Consider the following 22321-nt stretch of genomic DNA (forward strand, 5'->3'; position numbering starts at 1 on the left):
TTGTTAAAAATTTTCTATTCCTTTCAACAGTTCTCTTAATGTATCAGAATTCGCTTTTGGCTCATTAATAGCTATTTTCCAAGCCTTACTACCACGTACGTTGTGAAATAATCCATGAGTATGCATTAGGAACAAATGAGGTCGAAGAGATTGTTTTTCAATGTTTTCAACATAATAAATCATTTTTTCAATAATTTCTTTACGAGTAATATTTATTTCTTTTCCATAATATTTTCCAAATTCAGTTAAAATCATAGGATTGTCATAAATTTCACGCCCTAACATTACGGAATCCACATACTTTAAATGATTGTCAATTTCTTCGATTGTTTTTATTCCCCCATTAATTTCTATATGTAAATCTGGATTTTCATTTTTTACACGGTAAACTTCATCATATCTAAGCGGTGGAATAGTTCTGTTTTGTTTTGGATCAAGTCCTGCCAATATCGCTATTCTTGCATGAATTATATATTTGTTTACACCAGCTCTTCTAGTAATGTTGATAAAGTCCATCATATCTTCATATTTATCGAGCAACGTACGTTCAAAGCTATCAGGCAATATATTTTTCCCATCAATCCCAATTCTATGCTTTATCGAAATTGGCTTACTTGTTGCATCTTTCATTGCTCTAACAATATTTGCAACTTCTTCTGGAAATGCCATAAGATAAGCACCCATCATATTTCCAGAAACTCTGTCAGACGGACAACCAACATTTAGATTTATTTCATCATAATTATATTTTTCAGCAATTTTTATGGCTTCATACGCCTCTTTTGGATTAGTTGCTGCAATTTGCAAAACAATAGGATGCTCAATTTCATTAAACCCCAAAATATAATCTAAATCTCCATTTAAAATTGCTTGTGCAGTTATCATTTCAGTATACAGCAAAACATCATTATTTATCATTCTCACAAAATTTCTAAAATTCTTATCCGTCCTATCCACCATTGGAGCTATGCTTATCTTATTTTCCACTACATTTCCTTTCATACATTTTTTATTATTTCAATTTATCTTGCCTTGTAATATTTCATTGCTTCAGGTAAAAATTTTCTAGCTGCTTCAATTCTGTTTTTTCCAGATGGATGTGTTGATAATATTTCTGCTCCTTTTCCTGTTCCTAGCGAATCCATTCTCTCAAGAGCTGTAATCGCTTCAGATGGATTATATCCAGCCATTGCCATAAATATCATTCCATATTTATCTGCTTCATATTCCTGAGTTCTATTAAATTTTAAAAGAGTAATCGAAAGTCCACCTGAAACAAGGGAAGATACTCCATTTCCACCCGTTACAGCATCTGTCACAGTAGCAGCAATTCCAGCAAGAGCTTTGTTGCTTGAAGCTTCAGCATGGTGCCCTCCAATAACATGCCCAATTTCATGCCCCATTACAAATGCAATTCCTGCATCAGTACTTAAAACTGGTAATATTCCAGTATAAAAAGCAATTTTACCCCCTGGCATAGCAAAGGCATTTACCTCATTTGTTTTTATTAAATTAAATTCCCATTGCAGATTTGAAACTTTGTTTGACATTCCATTTTCATTCAAATACTGTTCTACTGCTGATGAAATTCTTCCACCGATTCTTCTTAATCTCTGTCCATCCGCTGTGTTGTTTGCTAACAATCCTTTTGCATTTGCCTGCTGTATAAGTTGTCTATAAGCTGAAACTGAACTTGAGGCTACACTTTCATCACTCACAAGTTTAAGCTGCCTTCTCCCAGTAAGCGGTGCTACTGTACAACTAGCAATCATTCCTAAGGCTGTTATTAAAAATAATATTTTTGAATACTTCTTCATTATTAATCCTCTCTCTCTTTATTTTATAAATTAATACACTTTATATAATTTTACAATTTTTTCTTAAAATTTTCAATATTAATTCTCTTATAATTCTTTTAAAATTTCCAAGTTATGTTAAACTGTGTGTTAGATATTTATATCAAAATTTTTATTTTAGCTTTTTTCTTTCCAAATTTAACAAACAATAAAAGAAAATTCCATTGACAAACACCCCAAAAATGAAGTAAAATTTAATAACAAAATGAGGAGGAAACTTAATGGCAAAAAAGAGAGCATCAAAAACAAATAAAAACAACAACAAAATCAATGGATTAAATATAACATTTGAATCAATTTTAATTGGAATTATTGGAGCAATACTTGTATCTGCCAGCTCTTTTTATATCGTGCTTAAATTTGGGGCATTACCATGGCCAACGATAATGGTTACACTTTTATCAATGATGGCGCTAAAATTCTTTAAAAAGACGAATAACAAGGAAATTACAATTACACATACCATTATGAGTGCTGGTTCAATGGTGGCGGGAGGAGTTGCCTTTACAGTTCCAGCCTACATTATTTTAGGCGGAAAATTAACAGACATAAATCAGCGGCTGCTTTTTATCACAATTTTGATTGGAAGCATTACAGGTTCATTTTTGTCCTACATTTTTCGTTCAAAATTAATTGAAGAAGAAGATTTGGAATTTCCAATTGGGGAAGCGGCTTACAATCTTGTAAATTCTGGTAAAAATACTGCGAGTTTTCATTATGTTTCATTTGGAACGTTATTTAGCTCAATTGTGGCTCTTTTTCGTGATTTTAGCTTTACAAAAGGAAAAGCTCCTATTATTCCAGCATTAGTTTCACTAAAAAATGTGCCTTTCAGCTTTTACGTATCGCCTCTTTTAGTTGGGATCGGGTATGTGCTTGGATTTTTAAATACATTTGTCTGGTTTTTAGGTGGCGCTGCTGTAATTTTTGTTGGAGAACCGCTTGCAAAAATGTTTAAAATTGCTGATTTTCCCATTATGAAAAATAGTTTTGGAATGGGATTTATGATTGGAATTGGAATTGCTGTAATTTTAAAAATTATTTTTTCAAATAAATCAAAGAATAATTCAGAAAATAGAAGTATCATTACCAAATTATTTATTTTATCAGCCGTTTCAATAATTATAATAATTTTTATTTATAAACTTCCAATATTTCTTGCATTAGTTTTAGTACTAATCTCTATTTTATGCACGATAATCGCAGGTTATTCGACTGGAAAGACTGGAGTTAATCCAATGGAAATTTACGCCATAATCACAATTCTAGTAATTTCGTTTTTAAATAAAATGTTAAATGGATTAAACATTGGCGGAATAAAATTTTCTACAAACTTAAACACTCTGACGCTATTTTTACTGGCTTGCATTATAGCTGTCGCATGCGGTCTTTCTGGCGATATTCTAAACGACTTTAAATCAGGATATAAAATGAAAGTAAATCCATCAGAACAGCTTTTTGGCGAATTAATCGGCTCAATCGTAAGTTCTTTTGTAATAACATTCTTGTTTTTTGTATTTTTCAAAGTTTATAAAACTATCGGTCCAGTAGAAAATACGGATTTAATAGCATTACAAGCCTCAATTGTGGCAACAGTAATAAACGGAATTCCTTTTTTGAATATTTTCTTTATTGGACTTGCAGCGGGACTGCTTTTAAGCCTGTTAAATTTACCAGTTTTAACTTTTGGAATTGGAATCTATGTACCGTTTTATTTAACTTCAACTGTATTTTTAGGCGGACTTGCAAGTTTTTTTGGAAACAGAATTTCACAAAAATCTCACTCAAACCTGCTTTTAATTTCTAATGGATTAATGAGTGGAGAAGCGATTATAGGTGTTATTTTATCAATTGTTGCTTATATCAAGCTGTTTGTAAAATAAAAAAATATCTTTATATATTTAAAGTTAGACAAGATTTTGAATTTAATCTTTTAATAAACTCACTAACAGAAAGGAAAAATAATGATTTTAGGATTTGATATTGGAAATACACATATTATACCAATTTTTTATAATGAAAATAGCGATATTCTAGCAACTTTCAGAATACCGACACATCTGGAATTTACCGAAGATACTCTTTTTGTAATGTTAAAGGAATTTGCAAAAAACAGCAATTTAGAAATTTCAGATATTAAAAATATTGTTATTTCATCAGTTGTTCCAAATATTAACGAAAATTTTACAAGGCTTGGAAAAAAATATTTTAACATTAATCCAATGTTTGTAACACTTGACAATGTAGAAAATGAAATAAAAATTTTGCCAAATATGGAGCGTGGTCTTGGTGCAGACAGAATTGTAGACATTTTGGCCGCAAAAAAACTGTATCCAGAAAAGGAACTTTTAATAATTGATTTTGGTACAGCCACAACTTTTGACATGATAAAAGATTTCACTTATATGGGTGGCTGCATTCTTCCAGGAATCACACTTTCAATAAATGCCTTGTTTAGCAATACCGCTGCCTTGCCAAAAATCGAATTTACCGAACCTGAAACAGTTTTGGGAATAAATACAATTTCACAAATAAATGCCGGTATCTTTTACGGAAATGTTGGTGCAATAAAAGAATTGATTTTACAATACAAAAATTCCTTTCCAAACGCTTACGTTATCGCAACTGGTGGACAGGGACAAAAAATTTCAGAATATATCGAAGAAATTGATGAATATGTCGCAAAACTTGGGGAAATGGGAATTTTTGAATTTTACAACTTAAATAAAAATAGATAAAGGAAATAAAATGAATAAAATAGCAAAAAATATATTAATTGGATCAATAATTACAATAGGTGGAGCAGTTGCAACTCAAAATGTTGTTGGTGGACTTCTTTACCATGAATATAAAATCAAGACATATTATGAAAAAGATGATAAATCTCGGAAAAATCAGGATTTTATAGTACTTCTTCATGGGATTTATGGGAAAAGTTCAGATATGGAAAGTATCGCACAAAAATTTAAAAATGATTACAGGATTATCAATATTCAGTATCCTACCACTAAGGAAACTGCTGAAGAGATTGTTGAACATTATATAAAGCCGAATATTGAGGATATTAATGGGCAAATTTATGCAGAGAATCTACATAGAAAAATAGAAAATCAGTATTATGAAATTGACGAAAATGGTAAACGAAAAGATAAAAAAAATGATGAAAATGTACAAAAAAATATAAAGATTAATTTTGTGGCACACTCGATGGGAACTGGAATTTTACGATATTATTTAAAGGAAAATCCTCTTGAAAATTTAGGAAAAGTTGTATTTATTTCTCCACCATCGCACGGAAGCCATCTAGCAGATGTTCCATTTGTAGACAAACTTCCATTTATGCTTGGAAAAGTCGTCCCACAATTTAGCACAAAAAAGGATAGTTTTGTAAATCAGCTTGGCGAGCCTAATTACGATTATATGATTCTGATTGGAAACAAGACAAATAATCCGCTGTATTCAATGATTATTCGTGGAAAGGACGATGGAATGGTGCCTTTGGAAACTGCAAAAATGGAATCTGATAATTTTAAAATTATTAATAACACTACTCACACGAGTATTTTAAAAGATAACCGAACAATGAAGGAGATTTCTGACTTTTTAAAAAGTCCTGATACAAAAGAAAATGATGAAAAAAAAGACGACAAAACGAACTAACTACACAACGAAAAAAACTACAAGAACAAAAAATATTCCAAAAGCTGAGCAACCTTTCTTAGAAGGAATTTCCTGTGATATCTATGTTGGAAAAAAGGCTGGAATTAGTGTACGAAACGCAATCCAAAAAGCCAAGAAATCAATCACGGTAATCTCTCCCTTTTTAAGTGGGGATATGATAACTGAAGATATTTTTAGTTCATTAAATAAAGACGTGCAGGTAAATATCGTTTCAAAAGATAATGAAAAAATTTATCCTTTTTTACGAAAAAACTTATTTAAATATCATTCAATACTAGGTTTTGGAAAATTCATTCTTCTCTTTGGAAAAATTATACTAACAATACTCTATTTAATTTTGTCGGTTGCAGCACTAGAAATTTTTACACTATTTCTTTTTGATATTTCCTTTACAAAGTCTGTATTTCCAATTACAAAAAACAACCTTTTAGTTTTAACAATTTTTCTAGGAATTTTTACATTTTTTCTAAGAACAGCAATAAAAAACAACGAATTTTACTATTCATTGCGTGATAATTTTAATATTCATATTTTAAGCAAGAACTACGATCTTCACAGCAAAATCTACATAATTGACAATAAAATTGCATTTTTAGGTTCCTTAAACTTTACCGACACAGGATTTATGCTAAATCACGAAACTTGCATAAAAACAACTGACAAAACTGCGATTAAGCACCTGAATAACGTTTATAAAGATTTGCTAAAAGTAAACTCAATATCACTAAAAGAATTGAAATATAAAATTAGCAAAAAAAATTAGAGTTGCCAGTTTAACAATTTAGACAACTCTTTTTTTAAATACAATTACAATTAATCTATCGGATTATAGCTTCCGTCCCATTCCAACCCTAAACTGTTAGCATAATCAAAGTTATCTGTTGCAAGTTTACCAGTTCTCTTATTTACAGTATAACTGAACAAACGTGGCTCAACATTCGAATCTCCACCACATTTCGCATTATTGCTTCGCACATCAATTTCAAATTCCTCATCAGTTTCATCAATATAAAATCTCATGCATTTTGTCCCTTGACTACCACCAAATTTATGCTTAGCTATTGAATTTTGCACAAGTCTCAAAGCTTCATTCTCACTTCTTACAGGTGCAGCGTTTGCCAATCCCGCACATACCAAAGAAAAAATCAAAACACCAATCTTTTTATTAAAAATTTTTTTCATCAAAATCACCTTCTCTTTCAATCTTTTTCATATTAATTATACCATATTTTTTTGTAATACAAAACCCGATTTTTAAAATAGAAATAAAATTCTATAAATCAATTTGATAGTTTTGCTAAAATTCTTAATTATTCATCTTAAAGACTTTTATAATTTTATTTATAAATATTATTATTAATAAATGTTTTTTCTTATTTTATTTATATATTTTTTAACGTAAGGGCATCAAACGCCATGCCCTTACAACCCCGCTTTACGCAAAACTTTCTTATAAAGAAAAAATAAAACTCGCTTCGTAGAAACTACGCTCACTTTCGCAAACAAAAGTTATTTTTACATAAATAAGTTTTATCATTATAAAAATTATGGCGAAAGAAATACATTTGTATTTAGTTATTTTTCCTTTAACGAAATTTTGCTTATTTAATATTTTTCAAATTTCAGAACCATACTAAAACAGTTCTGAGTGTGAACCTAAACGAGATAAAGATAATACTAAAATGTCATCATAATATTTATATATTAATAGCCAATCAGGTTCTATATGGCATTCTCTGAATCCTTTGTAATTACTGATTAATGCATGATCTTTATATTTAATGTCTAATACTTTCTTTTGAGCTAAAATATCAACGATTTTAAATAATTTATTAATATCTTTTCCTTGCTTTTTGGCTAATTTCAATTCTTTCTTGAATTGTCCTGTAAATTTAACTTTATACACCAAGTGCCTCTCTCAACTCCTCTATGCTGTCATATCCTTTTACACTATCATCTCTTGCAATTCTATCAGCTTCTCTCATTGCTTCTAAAGTCACTTCATTTGGCTCTTCTTCCAATTTCAATTCAAAAGGGATTCTATTTTCTCTAATTGCAGTTTTTAAGAACATATTTACTGCAGTTGTCATTGTCAAGCCAAATTTGTTAAATAATTCGTTCGCTTTTTCTTTTGTTTCTTTATCAACTCTAATACTTAAATTTGCATTTGCCATAACAAATACCTCCTTTTTTTCTTCATTGTATCAATTTTTAATTACATTGTCAATACAATACGCCAATATTATTAATGTTGAAAACACAATTGATTTTGTACTAAATTTCATTATAATACTAAATTCCATTTAAACAACGAATTTATTACAAATTTTTCTAATTAAAGGATAAAACTTAATATTTTCAAATGATTAAAACATAATTTTTACTTTTTAAATAGATTTTAGTATAAATTAATCCGTCGGAGCATTTTTCTGTGCTGGCAAAACTGTCTGAGCATAGCGAGTTTTTTGTCAGTACAGAAAAATGTCGTAGACTAGCCATAGGTTGTAGGATTTGCGGCAATGAGCAATCCTACGAAAATAAAAAAGAAAAAACATAGTAATATGAAAAAATATTTATTAATAAAATATCCAAAAAATAATAAAAAATAATTTAGTTGAATGATTATGAGTTAATTATCAAACAATTCTATTATAAAAATTTATTCCTATTTTCAAAAGGGGTTTAGGTATTAATTAGAAAATTAATTAAAAAATACAATTATTTAACTAAAAGAAAAAGAGCAAAATACATTCTCCCAAAACAAGAAGTATCTGCCCTTCATATATAAGTTTATTATTTATTAGTATGTCCTATTTCCCTCTCTATCCTTACAGTATACATATCCATTATATTCCTTATAACATTTCACTCCTCTTTCAGCATCTTCACGATGAATTCTCGCCCATCTTTCTGAATCAAACAGTTCACATCCAACAACAGTCATGGCAAGTATAACCAACATAATAATTTTTTTCATAAATACACCATCTCCTTTTATATAGTTTTTTTCTATATCAAATTATCATTCCATTTCATGTATTAACTATTTATGTGTTTTTTTATATTTTTATTATACAACATTTTAAGTTTTGGTGCAAGTTATTTTATATTTCAATATTTTTCTATAACTTCCCAATTTCCACTTCTAATTTATCTAACAGCAAATCAAACTGTTTTGCCACAGCCTCGATTGTTTCAATTTTTGACAAGTCAACTCCTGCCTTTTTAAGCTGTTCCATTGGGAAGTCATTTCCTCCTGAGCTTAATAATTGAATGTATTTGTCTAGTGTTTGTTTTTTCTCGGTTTCATCACTTGAATTTATCATTTTTTCATATAAAATTGCTGATGAGGCAAAGCAAGTGGCGTATTGATACACGTAAAATGGCGAGTTGAAAAAGTGTGGAACTCTTGCCCAGAAAATATAGATTAAATCATCTTTTTCTATTATGTCGCCGTAATATTTATCAAACAAGTCTTCCATTATTTTGCTCAAAACTTCCGCTGTGATTGGCTCTCCAGCTTCTGCCAGCTTGTGTGCCTGATATTCATAATCTGCTAGCAATGCCTGAAAATAGAATGTTCCAACAATATTTCCAATTTCCTGCTCCAATAGTGCGATTCTTTCTTTTGGATCATTGGTATTTTCCAGCATATAGTCAAGCAGTAATCTTTCGTTAAATGTGGAAGCCACTTCCGCTACGAAAATTGTGTAGTCTGCCATCGAGAAAGGCTGATTTTCATCTGAGTAAAGAGTGTGCAAAGTATGTCCCAGTTCGTGTGCCAATGTAAATACGCTGTCTAAAGTCTTGTTGTAATTTAGAAGCATATATGGGTGAACTCCGTAAACTCCAGCAGAATACGCTCCCGTTCTTTTCCCTTTCGCCTCAAATACATCCAGCCAGCCTTCTGAAATGGCTTTTTTCATTTTTTCTACGTAATCTTTCCCAAGCGGAGCAACTGAATTTAACACTATTTCCTTCGCATCATCATACTCATATTCCTTGTCAAATTCTATTAGGTTAATTGAGCCGTCAAAATTATAGTATTTTTCAAGTCCTAAAATTTTCTTTCTCAATTTTAAATATCTTTGCAATGGTTTTGTATTATTTTTTGCTGTATTTACAAGATTTAAGTAAATTTCTTCTGGAATATTGTCACTCTCCAGATGGCTTAACAAAAATGAATCGTAATTGTAGGCTTTCTTTGAAGCAATCCCTTTTTGCAAAATTGAGTTATAAATTGCAGCAATTGTATTTTTTTTCTTTTCATAAATTGTGTAAAATGTCTGAAACATCAGTTTTCTATCTTCCTGATTTCTATTTGTAGACAAAATTTTAGAATAATTGGCAGGCGTTACATCCACTTTTTCTCCAGAACTAAGCGTAACTTGAGGCCATTCCACATCCGTAACCGTAACTTCCGAATAAATGCTTCTCGGTGCTGAAAAGAATGAGCTGTAATACGACAGCAGTTTACTTTCCTTTTCTTCCAGAATATGCTTTTGCAACCTAAATAAATTTTTCAGACCAAATCTATAATCATCAAATTCTTTTTTTTCAATCCATTTTTCAATATTCTCACGATTATCAACCAGTTCTGAATTTACCCAGGACAATTCAGTAGAAATCTCTGCAAATAAAAACTGCACCTTCTGCAAATGCTCCACAGCCTCCTTATCCGATGAGTTCAAATCCCTCGCAAGCTGAGGATAACGATACAATTTATAAGAAATCTTATCCATTTCCTCCTGCTTCTGAAAAAACTCTAATAACTTCCCTTCATTCCCAAATTTCCCTTTAAATCCAGCCAATTCTTTTTTCAGATCACTAACTTTCTCAAAATCCTTCTCCCAAGCTGAATAATTTTCATAAACATCCGATAAATTCCATTTATATTCCTGTTTTATTTCACTTCTTTCCATCTTTTCATTCCTTTTCTATTTTTTATAATAATACTTTTTCAAATCTAAAAGTTACATATTTTAAACTCTAGAATTATTTAATTATCAATTTGATAAAAATTTTTTAAAAAAACTATTTTTCTTTAAATTTTTCATACAAAAATAATATCAACGCAATCGGAATTATCCAACCTGCAACTGATAAAAATACCGAAAGTGCTAATTTCAGAAATGCAATTACTGCCACAATTCCAATTGCTATTACAAGACATCTTATCAATATTTCAAAATTACTTTTTGGTGTAACATCTTTCATTTTTCTACCTTCTTTCTTTTATTTAGAACATTCTCTATTTTAAAACATTTAAACCAAGTTATAAATAATAGACATGTTCGATAACCTGAGTTTTTATGTTTCCACAAGTGGTCAAGACCCTTTGCTTCAGAATATTTATTTTTATTGAATTCTAAATGTATTTCTTCACAAGTATCCGTTCTTTCCCCTTTTTTGTTTCGCCCTTATCCAAAAACAACTTATATTTTCCAAACCCTCTAATCGTAATCAAACTCCCAATTTCAAGCATTTTAGATTTATCCTTTTCTTCCACATAATCAACTAGAACCTTTCCTTTTTCAATCGGCTCAATTACTTTTGTCCGAGATAAATTTGTAATCGTTGAAATGATGCTGTCCAGACGCTTGGAGGGAACTGTGATTAACTTATTATCATATTTATATTGCGGAAGAATATTTTTATTTTTTGTGTCAATAATTTCAATTTCACAAGACGCTTTTCCAATTTGCTTTAATTCCGAAATAATATAATTCGTAATTTTTTCTGACACTGGAATATAACCTGATATTTTCCTGCCCTCATTTTCCAAAATCAAGTCTCCCATAAGCTCCCTTTTTATATTAAGTCCCATAAGGCTTCCTAAAAAATCCTTATGAAGATATTCACGAAATCTTGAATCTATTGATATTTTTAACAATTTATTTGAAAATTGAAAACTATTCTCATTAAACTCATTATTAAAGTCCGCATAATCTTCAATTTTTTCATCATCTTGTACCAAACTTTTGCCATTTTTTGCAAAATTATCATAAACATCTCTATTTCCAGCTATAAAACTATCAGGCACAAATGCAATTTGCCGTCTATCACTATCCGCAAAAACTCCATCACAAATAACATTAAGTCCATCCATCCTTTTCCCCAGCTTCTTCCAAAAATTCGGCGTATAAAACTCCTCAGTAAAGCTCATAATCTCATATTCCTTTGCCACTTCATAAGAATTATACAATTTACTAGCCAAATACTCCATTTCTTTCGGAAACTGCCTCAAAAAATTTTCTTTTTTCATATTTCTCCACTTCTAATCTTCATTTACAACCCTTAGATTATCCCAATCTACATTTCTGTCCTTCTCTTCCCTTTTCTTCTGAAGCTCAAATTTTTCATATTCAGAAATCAAACTTCCCAGCTTTGAAATCACATACGCCACAACACCTATATCATCACCAAACCCAATAATCGGCAAAATATCAGGCACTGCATCAATTGTCGAAATCACATAAATAATCGCTCCAATAATTTTTACCTTATCCATCGTTGGAATCTTAAATTCCCCTCTTTTGTCCGCTTGCAACATTCTCACAAGAAGTCCAAACTTTGATGCAGCTGCTCCTAAATTATTTTTCAACTTTCCAGCCTTTTTCAAATCTTCTGCTGTAATATTTGTCTTTTTATATTTTTCATATAATTTTTTTGCTCTTTTTAACATAATTTTCCCCCTTTCGTAAATGAAACTTTTGGTAACCTAATTATACTAAAAAACTTCTTACAATTCAACTTAAATAATTATGGATTATTCTAGTTAAATTATAAAACCTCCGCCAGTTCATTAAAACTAAAAAGTTTATTTTATTAAAGAAAAAAATATTTATTATAAATTTGAATATAAATAAAATAAAAAAAGCGATATCTAAAAGTTTAAAACTCTATACATCACTTTTTTAAATTTTTATAATTTATCCATTTAATCTTAAAAATAAATTCAATATACTTCATTTAAGTTCCATTATCATTACTTTCAATCCTTCATCAGAAATAATATGCTCCAAAAGTTTAAATCCAAAATCTCTATAAAAATTAATTAATCTAGATTCATTCTGACATTCCAACCAGACATATTTAGTATTTATCAATTCCTTTATCTTCAATAACAAATTATATGCCGAAGTTAGTAAATCTTTTCCTGTAATTTTTTTCAAAATATCATCTGAATAATTTTTCCCAAGTTGTCCCAACAAAAAACTACTTGTCATCAAATCACCATTTCTTAATATACTTCCGCTATTACTCAGTTTCTTTTGCTGTGTTTTTGAAAGCACATTCAATTCTTCTTTTGAAAGAATTAAACTTCTATTTGCAATTGTAAAATATCCTAACATTTCTTCAATATTATCATCAAATATTAAATGGGTTGTAGAAACACATGATTTTTCGAATCTAATAGATTTTTCTTGTAAAAATATCTCAATATCATTTTTAGGATAAACTGAGATACTTTTAAATTTTTTTAATTCTTTTATAACATCTAGTTCGTCATATTTATTCAATAACTCCTGTAATCTCATTCTCTTCAATTGCTATTTCCCCTTTTTTTCTCAATTTAAATTTTTTACCTATTTCTTCTATATCAGCTTCCTCGCATTTCAAATCTTCATTTTTATTTACAGTAAATCCTTCTTCCATCATTTTAATCAGCTCTTCAGCCGCTTCCTTATTCAATTCTAAATTTTTGAAAAAACTGCTTGTAGCCATAACTATCACCCCTTATCTTTTATTTCTTAATTAATATAATTATACCACATAAGAAATAAAATTTCCATAAAATTTTAAAAAATAGTTAAAAAAATTAATACAAAAAAGAGAACTACATATTAGTAATTCCCTTTAAAAATATTATTTATTCAAAATATTATTTATTCTAGCCAACGTTCTTTCTTTCCCAATAACTGCGATTACCGTGTACAAATCCGCTCCTCTAGCTTTTCCTGTAATAACTGCCCTAAGTGGCATTAATACTGCTGCTGGACCTTCTCCAATTTCATCTTGCAGTTCGTGCAGGATTTGTTTTGCTTCATCTTCTGAAATTTCTTCATTTAATTTATTGATTTTTTCAATAAACATTTGGATAGATTTTTTACCAGTTTCTGTTTCAAGTGAAGAAGTCAGTTTTTCGATTGATTTTCTTTCTTTTTTATTCATTCCTTCCTCAATTATTGGCAATTCAAATTTATCTTCAAAATAAATTGCTGCATTTACTGGTAATTCCTTTAATGTTTGTGAACCTTCCCTTGTAATTTCCACAATTCTTTTTAATTTTGAAAATTCTTCAGCTGACAAGTTTTCATTTTCATAATAACCAGCTTGCACAAAATATGGAATAGCCAATTTTGTCAATTCATCCAGATCCTTTAATCTCATGTGATGATTGTTTACCCATCCTAATTTAACTAAGTCAAATACAGGCCCTCCAAGAGAAATTTTATCAAATGAGAAATTTTGAATCATTTCATCAATAGTAAAAATTTCCTTGTTTTCTCCAAAGCTCCATCCCATAAGTGCAAGGAAGTTTAGTAATCCTTCTTTTAAGTAACCTTCTTCTTTATAATAGTTCAATGAAACTGGATTTTTTCTTTTTGAAATTTTAGTTTTGTCAGCATTTCTCAAAAGTGGCATGTGATACCATTTTGGCTCATCCCATCCAAATGCTTTGTATAATTGAATATGCTTAGGCGTAGAAGAAATCCACTCTTCCGCTCTTATAACGTGAGTTATCCCCATCAAATGATCATCAACAATATTTGCCAAATGATAAGTTGGGAATCCATCAGATTTTAATAAAACTTGATCGTCAATTTTACTGTTTTCAAATCTAATTTCTCCTCTTAATCCATCATTTACAACAGTTTCACCTTCGTAAGGCATTTTAAGTCTAATAACATAAGGCTCACCAGCCGCTAATTTTGCTTCCACTTCTTCTTTTGACAAGTTTCTGCAATGCCCGTCATATCCTGGTGCTTGTTTCATAGCCGCCTGTCTTTCTCTTAATTTCTGCAATCTTTCAGCAGTACAAAAACAATAATATGCTTCCCCTTTTTCCACCAATTGTTTAGCATAATCCTTATAAATCGAAAATCTTTCCGACTGTCTATAAGGTCCTGCTTCTCCCCCAACATCCGGACCCTCATCATAATTTAGCCCAAGCCATTTCATCGCATCAAAAATTTGCTGTTCTGAATCTCCCGAGAATCTGGTTCTATCCGTATCTTCTATTCTTAAAATAAAATCTCCACCATTATGTTTTGCAAACGCATAATTAAATAGTCCAATGTAGGCAGTTCCTACGTGTGGATCTCCAGTTGGAGACGGTGCTATTCTAACTCTTACTCTTTTATTATCACTATTTGACATTTTTTTCTTTTTTCTCCTATCTATTTTGTTATTCTTTGTATATTATATAATAAAATAAAGTATTGTGCAACAATTTGATTTTATGATATTGTAATAAATTTTATTGATTTATCTTTTTTACTTAAATTCTTTTATTTTTTATTATTTTCAAAAATTTTTTAGGCAGTTTTCTTAATTTTTTAAGTTGTTCTTCAGCCCTATACCCAAAACTTACCATCACTGAAACTCTATATTTCTTCAATTCAAATACACTTTTTTGGAAAAATAATTTCTATTTTAATATCTTATAGCTCTTTTATATTTATCAAAAGCATCACTTATTGCCTGCTTGTATTCTTCCTTTTCATAAAGGTTTTCTAAAATATATGAATAATATATGGACTCGCTAATCCGTTCTTTCTTATCCAAATCAAAAAACTGAACAATTACAAATTTATATTTTGTTCCTTTATCTTTACACCATTTCCCAATAGTCTCAATAATATCAACTCTATCAATAATAATTTCCTTAGCAGTTTCTTCTTTATTTGTAGGATCATTAACTGCTTGCACTATAAAAAAACGTCCATCGTTTGTTACAGCAGTTATTACTGAATTTTTAAATTTTTTTTGGATAATCTGCTTTATTTCAGTCACATCTTTATCACTTAATTGTTTATATTCAGGACCTCCATCGACCTTAACTTTCATTAAATCGTTTTCATAAGTTGTTTCTGCTTCTATTCTTTTTTTCTTCGTTCCTTCTGATATCTGTTCTGAACTTTCTTGCTTTTGACTCGTCTGTTCAGATGTATTATTTGGTTTATTTTTATTTTCATGTTGATTATTTTTATTACCACACGAAAATACCGTTACCAGCAATATAATTACAAAAATTTTTTTCATAAAAATCCTCTTTCTGTAATAAATTAATTTGAGTATATTCAAAATTCAAGTATTCGAAAACTACTCAACAAACTCATAAACTTCCGACAGTTCTCTTCTAGTTTTCGGAGTAATATCCTCATCTCTATACCCAAAACTTACAAAATACGAAATTCCATATTCCTTCAAATCAAAGACACCTTTTTCAGAGAAGTATTTTTCAGCCATTTCTTTATTAAATCCTTCAATTGCACAGCTGTCAATCCCAAGAGCCGCAGCCATATTCATCATATTTACCATTGCAATGTAAGTCTGTTTTGAAGCCCAGTCAAATAATGCTCTTTCACTTTCCAGCAACTTAAAATGCTCTTTTTGAAATTTTGTAAAGAATTCTTTTCTAATCTTCAAATTTTCATCAGAAATATTTTTTATTTCCTTCCCAATTTTTTCAAAATACCCGCTATCACCAGTAACACCTTTTCTAGCTAGCACCATAACAATATGGCTCGCCCCATTCAAGCTGTTAATCGCTCCCCAAGCAAACTCTCTCATATCATTCAGCATTTCCTCATTTTTCACAAGAATAAATTTCCAAGGCTCAAGTCCAAATGAACTAGGAGAAAGTCGCCCTGCCTCAATAATTGCCATAAAATCTTCATCTGAAACAACTTTTGTCTTATCATATTTTTTGCACGCATATCTTCTGTTAAATATTTCAAACATTTCCTTTTTTGTTAATTCTTTATCTTTTAGCATTTTTATCACTTCTTTCTGTATATTTATCATATCTTATATAAACTTTACTATTTTTTTATTTATTTAAAAAATTATTTTCTATTCTAAAATCTTGTAGCTCTTGAATATTGAGAAAACCCTTCTTTAAGTGCTTTTTTATAATCTTCGTCTTCGTATTTGATTTGTAAAATATGAGAATAATAAATCGAACGACTAATTTCTTTATTCTGTTTTTTATCATAAAATTGATTAATTATAAATTTAAACTCTATACCTTTTTCTTCACACCATTCTCCAATGGTATCAATAATATCTACTCTATCAATTGTAACTTCTTTTCCTGTTAATTCTTTATTTTTACCATCGATTATGTTTTTTCTTATAAAAAATCGTCCATCTTTTGTTACGGCTATTAATTCTAAATTGTCAAATTTTTTCCGAAGCATCTTTTTTATCTCTTTTACATCACTCTCGCTAAATTGTTTAGAATTATCGTACCCGCTAACTTCAATATTCATTAATTCTTTTTCATATATTTTTTCTTCTTTATTACCACACGAAACCAAAAATAACAAAAACAATAAAAATAATCCTTTTTTTATCATGCATCAATTCCTTTCATATTCCAATAGAATTTACTGATTTTTGATTTTCTCCATCACATCTTTGTTAAACTTCCCAGCTCGCAACATCTCAATTTCAAATTTATACGGCGGAACTTTCTTAGCCTTTTTATCATCACTCAAAGCCACATAAGGTGTTTCTAGAATTTTTGGCAAATGAGAAAATTTTTCAAAATGTGCAATTTTATTTAACACTTCAAAGCCAATGTTTCCAAATCCTATATTTTCGTGTCTATCTTTATGTGCACCACATACATTCTTACTATCATTCAAATGAATTACCGAAATTCTATCAATTCCTACAATTTTGTCAAACTCTTCAATAACTCCTTCAAAATCGTTTACAATATCATATCCAGCGTCGTGAACGTGGCAAGTATCAAAACATACTGTCAGTTTATCCTTTAATTTTACACCGTCAATAATTTTTGCAATTTCTTCAAAACTTCTTCCACATTCTGTACCTTTTCCAGCCATCGTCTCAAGTGCCACAGTTGTTTTCTGATCTTTTGTCAAAACTTCATTCAATCCTTCAATAATCTTATTAATCCCAACTTCTTCACCTTCCCCAACATGAGCACCTGGATGAAGAACAATTCTCTTCGCTCCAATAGCATCTGTCCTTTCAATCTCCGTTCTCAAAAACTGCACTGCAATCTCAAAAGTTTCAGGCTTTACAGCATTCCCAAGATTAATTATATAAGGAGCATGCACAACAATATCATCAATATCAATATTATTCTCCTTCATAAGTTTAAGCCCAGCCTCAATATTCAGCTCATCAATCGGCTTTCTCCGTGTATTCTGCGGTGCTCCAGTATAAATCATAAAAGTATTCGAGCCATAAGAAACCGCTTCCTTAACTGATCCCAAAAGCATATCTTTCCCACTCATTCCCACATGTGATCCAATTTTAAACATTTCTTTTTTCGACATTTCTATTTTACCTTTCTATTATTTCTTTTTTTTCTTAAAAACAGGAAGTTCATCATACATTGCTTCAAATAAATTCTTCAAAAACTCTTTATTTTCAACATCATCAACAAGCAACATTTCCTTTGCCCCCTCATAAGGAATTTCATGCAAAGCATTCGGCATAAGCTCTTTTGCCAATTTTACAGCCTTTACAAGAAACCTGTCATCATAAATCCCACCAATAACTTTTTCCCTATAATAAAGAATATATTCTCCCATCATTGCTCTATATCTAATATTTTCCACTTCCGACAACTGTTCCAATACAAAATTTAAATATTCTTTACTTGAAGCCATATTTAATTCACTCCTCGCTTTTTTCTTCATCTTTAGAATTTTTAACTATATCAGGAATATCTTTTACTACATCCTCAATCAATTTAGAAAAATCTACTGCATTTTTAGCTGTAATAACCGATTTTCCAGTATCTGCTTCAATCTCTTTTCTAGTATTTCCTGCTATTGTTCCACCTCGTTTTGCAACTTTTTTATTTTCTTCCAAGCCATTTGGATTATGAATATTAGTTAATTCTGTTGTTGTAGCTTCTGCAAGCATATTAAGTACAAGTTCCAAAGTTGACATATTATCCCTTAAATTCTCTTTTTTTAATCCTTTTAAATCTTTATATTCTCTAGTTGCCATCCCAGACCATGCCTTTGAAATTTCATCTGTAAGAATTGCATATTCTATTCCCTTTTTTACTCCATGCTCTTGCCAAGCATCTGTCAATTCCTTTCTAACTTGAATAGCCTGTAATCTCTGATTTATCCATTCTTTTGAATATCCTTTTTTCAAATATGTTTCCAATGCCCTATCAATAGTTAGTTCTGGATCTGTAATTTCATCTATTCTGTCTTTTCCCACTTGTGCCAACCACATTTTAAATGGTTCTGCCTTAGGAGACGGAATTGACTGAATAATTCGGAAAATTCCTTGTATATCAGCAACATCTGTTAATCTCATTTTTCCATCAGGTGCTTTTAACTTCAACTGTCGACAAATTGTCGACAATTCACTTTTTTCCTCATCTGTCATTCTTTTTTTCATTTTATACCAATAATCTCTAGTATTTACACTATCCGTTAATGCTCCTACAACATCGACAACAGAAAAATACCATTCTTCCTTTTCATTATCCCAAACAGACCTAATTTTTTTACCTTCAAATATTTGTATATTATTCTCCATTATTTTCCACCCCTTATGTAGTTTTTCGAACTATATTAATATTTATATTAATTTTCATAATCACAAAATTTCACTCATATTATTATCTCCACAATTTTTATAAGCCTTGTAATTTCTCCCTCATCTTATAAAGAAAAATCCCTGTCGCTACACTCACATTCAATGATTCTATATTCCCATAAATTGGAATAATCGCCTTTATATCAGAATTTTCTATCAGATATTCAGACACTCCGCCACCTTCGTGTCCAAAAATAAACGCATTATTTTCGCATAATTCTATTTTTTCATAGGAAATAGAATCTTCGTGTAAAGCAGTCGCTATTTTTAAATAATTTTTATTATTCAAAAATTCCACAATTTTTTCAGGTGTTTCATAAATTATATTTAACTTGAAAATTCCACTCATTGTGGCACGTACTGTCTTTGGGTTATAGACATCTACAGAACCTTTTGTCAAAATTAAATTTTGGAAATTTGCAGCAATCATTGTTCTGATGATTGTTCCAGCGTTTCCTGGATCCTGAATATCATCTAAAATTACCACATCTCCCTTTATATCCTCAATTGTATTCAAATTTTTAGAATATAAAAAAATTATCCCTTGACTATTTTCCTGCGTTGAAACCTCATCAAACAGATTATCTTTCAAAATCGTTAAATTATCATGCTTAGCAATCTCATATCTTTCATCAAAATATTCAAATTTCGATTCCTTCACAATAATTTTATTAAAATTAATATTCTCATTCAGAAACTTTTCCCCTTCAGCCTTAAAAATACTGTTTTCATCACGATACTTCTTTTTATCCAGTTTTTTTAACAATTTATAAAATTTGTTATCTGGACTTGCTATTACATCTCTCATTTTATATTTTCCGCTTTCTACTTATTTAAAAGTACAAAAATCCCAATCTATTCAATTCATAAAGCTCAATTTTAGAGGGATTTCTGTATAATTTAAAATATTTATGTTTAATTATTGTTCACAACTGTCTGTGTATTTATAAATTTTATTTTTATCTTTTATTATATCTTCACCATCTATAGTAAATGCTGCAAAGCTTTCAACATCTGCACCTTTAACTTCCTTAGTTCCACAATATACTTTATTTGTATCTTTTGCATAACCTGCCATATATTGTACAAATGATGGAATATCAGCATTTTCAACTTTAGATAAAATATTATTTGGAGTTAATTTAGCTAATCCATTAAAATAATAAACTCCATTTTTATCCTGAAAATAACCAGTATAATTTGAATTAATTAATTCATAAAAACCGTTATTAGAATATTTAAAGGTCTTGCTGTCAAAGTTTAAAGGCATTATTTCATATTTTTCATTTCCAATTTTCCCTTTCAAATAATAAACATTATTTTTATCTTTTATGAAAGAAACAAAATCTTCATGATTTTTAAATACAAATTTGTTTCCAACAAACTCCAATCCATCTGGACTTACACCGTTTATTTTATTTCCATAATAATAAACATTATTTTTGTCTTTTGAAAATTCATCATTCAAAACCTTAAAACTTTTTCTGTCTGCACCTGCTATTTTTTTTAAGCCCATTTTATACAATTCATTTTCATAATATACATTATTTTTATCACGGAAATAATTTTCCCAGTAATCAAATATTTCAAAAGTTTTAGAATCTACTTTAGGATTTTTTACTGCAACTACTTTTACACTTTTCAGTTTATCAGTTTTTTCATCATATACTGTAACAAGTTTATATATATTTTTACTATCACTCAAAAAATTAAGTGGTATATTTCGTCTATTAACAAGCCTTACAACTTTAAAGCCATTTGGGCTTATATCATTTAGTTTTCTTCCTCTATAATAAACATTTTTTTTATCATATGAAAAATCTTCATCTTCTACAATAGTAAAACTATTTTTATCTACATCTTGTAATTGGATAACATCCATTCTTGTATAATAAATATTATTTTTATCTTTAGAATAATTGCTATCTTTCATTACTTCAAAAGTATCCTTATCAACATTTTTTATTATAAGATACCCAGTTTCTTTGTATGGTGTTATGGCATATATGTTTTCATTATCTTTTCCATAAATAATCGTACTTGAATTACTTGAATTATTTTTTATTATTTCAAATTCTTCAGGATTTTTTATACCTAATTTTTCTCCAGAATAAAATATTTCATTTCCATTTTTAATCAAATCATTATCCAAAACTTTAAAATCTTTTTCATTTATTTTCCCAAGATTTTTAACATCTCCAAAGTAATAATACAGGTTATTCTTATCTCTGGCATAATTTGTTCCAGAAACTTCCTTAAAAGTTTGGGGATCTGCACCTTTTACAATGTCTAATCCAGCATACACATTTTTATCATCTTTGGAATATGATCCGTCTGAAATCACCTTAAATGTTTTTGGATTCGCACCTTCAATTTTTTCTCCTGAATAATAGACTGAATTTTTGTCTTTTGCATGACTATGGTATCCCTCCAGAACCACAAACGAATTTATGTCTGCATTTAAAATTTTATCTGAATTATAAAATACATTTTTATCATCTTTTGAATAATATTGACTCAAAACTTTTATTGTTTTTGGATTTGCCCCGTTTATTTTCTGAATCCATTCGTTAATTGGACTGTAAACATTATTTTTATCTTTTGAATAATTGTCTGGTAGCACTTCAAAAGTTTTACTGTCCACATCTTCAAAAGATTTATTTCCTAAAAAATAAACGCTTTTATCATCTTTCGCATATTTATCATTCAATATTTTAAATGTTTTCAAATCCACATTTTCAACTTTAAATCCTGAATTATCTTCTTTACCATATTTATAATAAATTTCATTATCCTTTTTCACATATTCCGCCATTCCAAAATTTGCTAAAATAAACACCCCTAATATAACTTTAAAAAATTTAGTTTTCATAAAAATTCCTCCAAATCCTTTTCTAAATAATTTATTCAAAAAATGCTTAAAAATATTTAAAACTCTTCAAAATTGAACTAGA

At 29.4% G+C, this 22321-nt stretch carries 26 protein-coding genes; 5 read left to right on the top strand and 21 right to left on the bottom strand.

Annotation, left to right across the window (positions count from 1 at the left end):
- Nucleotides 1–3: 3 nt before the first annotated feature.
- Nucleotides 4–1002, bottom strand: a complete 999-nt coding sequence (dusA, locus tag QU666_RS07420; protein ID WP_021768423.1) for a tRNA dihydrouridine(20/20a) synthase DusA — start codon at nt 1000–1002, stop codon at nt 4–6.
- Between the two features lie 20 nt (nt 1003–1022).
- A complete protein-coding gene (locus QU666_RS07425; protein ID WP_021768422.1) occupies nt 1023–1817 on the bottom strand; it encodes a M48 family metallopeptidase in 795 nt (264 codons plus the stop codon).
- A 260-nt stretch (nt 1818–2077) separates the two neighbouring features.
- Between QU666_RS07425 and QU666_RS07430 the strand changes: the two genes are divergently transcribed.
- From QU666_RS07430 to QU666_RS07445, 4 genes are all read left to right on the top strand, one after another.
- A complete protein-coding gene (locus tag QU666_RS07430) occupies nt 2078–3739 on the top strand; it encodes an OPT/YSL family transporter (RefSeq protein ID WP_021768421.1) in 1662 nt (553 codons plus the stop codon).
- A gap of 81 nt (nt 3740–3820) precedes the next feature.
- A complete protein-coding gene (locus QU666_RS07435) occupies nt 3821–4594 on the top strand; it encodes a type III pantothenate kinase (protein ID WP_021768420.1) in 774 nt (257 codons plus the stop codon).
- 10 nt (nt 4595–4604) lie between these two features.
- On the top strand, nt 4605–5516 hold the full coding sequence (locus QU666_RS07440) for a triacylglycerol lipase (RefSeq protein ID WP_021768419.1): 912 nt from the start codon (nt 4605–4607) through the stop codon (nt 5514–5516).
- Entirely contained in the window at nt 5485–6300 is an 816-nt protein-coding gene (locus QU666_RS07445) for a phospholipase D-like domain-containing protein (protein WP_021768418.1), read from the top strand. The genes QU666_RS07440 and QU666_RS07445 overlap by 32 nt, the downstream gene beginning before the upstream one ends.
- 50 nt (nt 6301–6350) lie before the next feature.
- Here the strand turns inward: QU666_RS07445 and QU666_RS07450 are convergent, their stop codons facing one another.
- From QU666_RS07450 to QU666_RS07460, 3 genes are all read right to left on the bottom strand, one after another.
- On the bottom strand, nt 6351–6719 hold the full coding sequence (locus tag QU666_RS07450; RefSeq protein WP_021768417.1) for a hypothetical protein: 369 nt from the start codon (nt 6717–6719) through the stop codon (nt 6351–6353).
- 451 nt (nt 6720–7170) lie between these two features.
- The gene (locus QU666_RS07455; protein ID WP_021768416.1) at nt 7171–7443 is read right to left on the bottom strand and encodes a type II toxin-antitoxin system YafQ family toxin; all 273 of its coding nucleotides are present in this window, start codon (nt 7441–7443) and stop codon (nt 7171–7173) included.
- Nucleotides 7436–7711: a type II toxin-antitoxin system RelB/DinJ family antitoxin gene (locus tag QU666_RS07460; protein ID WP_006804298.1), complete on the bottom strand. Its 276-nt coding sequence runs from the start codon at nt 7709–7711 to the stop codon at nt 7436–7438. Before QU666_RS07460 ends, QU666_RS07455 begins: the two co-directional genes overlap by 8 nt.
- A 257-nt stretch (nt 7712–7968) precedes the next feature.
- Between QU666_RS07460 and QU666_RS07465 the strand changes: the two genes are divergently transcribed.
- On the top strand, nt 7969–8094 hold the full coding sequence (locus QU666_RS07465; protein WP_304984795.1) for a hypothetical protein: 126 nt from the start codon (nt 7969–7971) through the stop codon (nt 8092–8094).
- Nucleotides 8095–8337: 243 nt separating this feature from the next.
- On the opposite strand, the gene QU666_RS07470 is transcribed toward QU666_RS07465, so the two are convergent.
- The 16 genes from QU666_RS07470 to QU666_RS07545 form a co-directional block, all read right to left on the bottom strand.
- The gene (locus tag QU666_RS07470; protein WP_198012112.1) at nt 8338–8499 is read right to left on the bottom strand and encodes a hypothetical protein; all 162 of its coding nucleotides are present in this window, start codon (nt 8497–8499) and stop codon (nt 8338–8340) included.
- Nucleotides 8500–8659: 160 nt separating this feature from the next.
- A complete protein-coding gene (gene pepF, locus QU666_RS07475) occupies nt 8660–10459 on the bottom strand; it encodes an oligoendopeptidase F (RefSeq protein WP_021768741.1) in 1800 nt (599 codons plus the stop codon).
- A 112-nt stretch (nt 10460–10571) separates the two neighbouring features.
- Nucleotides 10572–10754 carry a hypothetical protein gene (locus QU666_RS07480; RefSeq protein WP_006804301.1) on the bottom strand — a complete coding sequence of 61 codons (183 nt, stop codon included), beginning with the start codon at nt 10752–10754 and terminating at the stop codon, nt 10572–10574.
- Between the two features lie 151 nt (nt 10755–10905).
- Nucleotides 10906–11802 carry a YlmH/Sll1252 family protein gene (locus QU666_RS07485; RefSeq protein ID WP_021768740.1) on the bottom strand — a complete coding sequence of 299 codons (897 nt, stop codon included), beginning with the start codon at nt 11800–11802 and terminating at the stop codon, nt 10906–10908.
- 12 nt (nt 11803–11814) lie between these two features.
- The gene (locus QU666_RS07490) at nt 11815–12222 is read right to left on the bottom strand and encodes a YkvA family protein (protein ID WP_021768739.1); all 408 of its coding nucleotides are present in this window, start codon (nt 12220–12222) and stop codon (nt 11815–11817) included.
- 283 nt (nt 12223–12505) lie between these two features.
- On the bottom strand, nt 12506–13078 hold the full coding sequence (locus QU666_RS07495; protein ID WP_021768136.1) for a hypothetical protein: 573 nt from the start codon (nt 13076–13078) through the stop codon (nt 12506–12508).
- Nucleotides 13053–13265, bottom strand: coding sequence for a hypothetical protein (locus QU666_RS07500; RefSeq protein WP_021768135.1), 213 nt, complete (start codon nt 13263–13265; stop codon nt 13053–13055). Before QU666_RS07500 ends, QU666_RS07495 begins: the two co-directional genes overlap by 26 nt.
- Before the next feature lie 141 nt (nt 13266–13406).
- On the bottom strand, nt 13407–14921 hold the full coding sequence (gene gltX / locus QU666_RS07505) for a glutamate--tRNA ligase (protein WP_021768134.1): 1515 nt from the start codon (nt 14919–14921) through the stop codon (nt 13407–13409).
- A 276-nt stretch (nt 14922–15197) separates the two neighbouring features.
- Nucleotides 15198–15806 carry a hypothetical protein gene (locus tag QU666_RS07510; protein WP_021768132.1) on the bottom strand — a complete coding sequence of 203 codons (609 nt, stop codon included), beginning with the start codon at nt 15804–15806 and terminating at the stop codon, nt 15198–15200.
- A 60-nt stretch (nt 15807–15866) separates the two neighbouring features.
- Nucleotides 15867–16541, bottom strand: a complete 675-nt coding sequence (locus tag QU666_RS07515; RefSeq protein WP_036069740.1) for an NAD(P)H-dependent oxidoreductase — start codon at nt 16539–16541, stop codon at nt 15867–15869.
- Nucleotides 16542–16624: 83 nt separating this feature from the next.
- Nucleotides 16625–17125 (bottom strand): hypothetical protein, encoded by a 501-nt coding sequence (locus QU666_RS07520; protein WP_021768130.1) that lies wholly within the window; start codon nt 17123–17125, stop codon nt 16625–16627.
- A 30-nt stretch (nt 17126–17155) separates the two neighbouring features.
- Entirely contained in the window at nt 17156–18079 is a 924-nt protein-coding gene (locus QU666_RS07525) for a deoxyribonuclease IV (protein ID WP_021768129.1), read from the bottom strand.
- Nucleotides 18080–18097: 18 nt separating this feature from the next.
- Nucleotides 18098–18415 (bottom strand): TfoX/Sxy family protein, encoded by a 318-nt coding sequence (locus QU666_RS07530; RefSeq protein WP_036069739.1) that lies wholly within the window; start codon nt 18413–18415, stop codon nt 18098–18100.
- A gap of 7 nt (nt 18416–18422) precedes the next feature.
- The gene (locus QU666_RS07535; RefSeq protein ID WP_021768127.1) at nt 18423–19307 is read right to left on the bottom strand and encodes a BRO family protein; all 885 of its coding nucleotides are present in this window, start codon (nt 19305–19307) and stop codon (nt 18423–18425) included.
- A gap of 97 nt (nt 19308–19404) precedes the next feature.
- Entirely contained in the window at nt 19405–20175 is a 771-nt protein-coding gene (locus tag QU666_RS07540) for an RNA methyltransferase (RefSeq protein WP_021768126.1), read from the bottom strand.
- A gap of 111 nt (nt 20176–20286) precedes the next feature.
- The gene (locus QU666_RS07545; protein WP_036069737.1) at nt 20287–22239 is read right to left on the bottom strand and encodes a DKNYY domain-containing protein; all 1953 of its coding nucleotides are present in this window, start codon (nt 22237–22239) and stop codon (nt 20287–20289) included.
- Between the last annotated feature and the right edge of the window lie 82 nt (nt 22240–22321).

The organism is Leptotrichia sp. HMT-225, assembly GCF_030644325.1.
Classification (GTDB): domain Bacteria; phylum Fusobacteriota; class Fusobacteriia; order Fusobacteriales; family Leptotrichiaceae; genus Leptotrichia; species Leptotrichia massiliensis.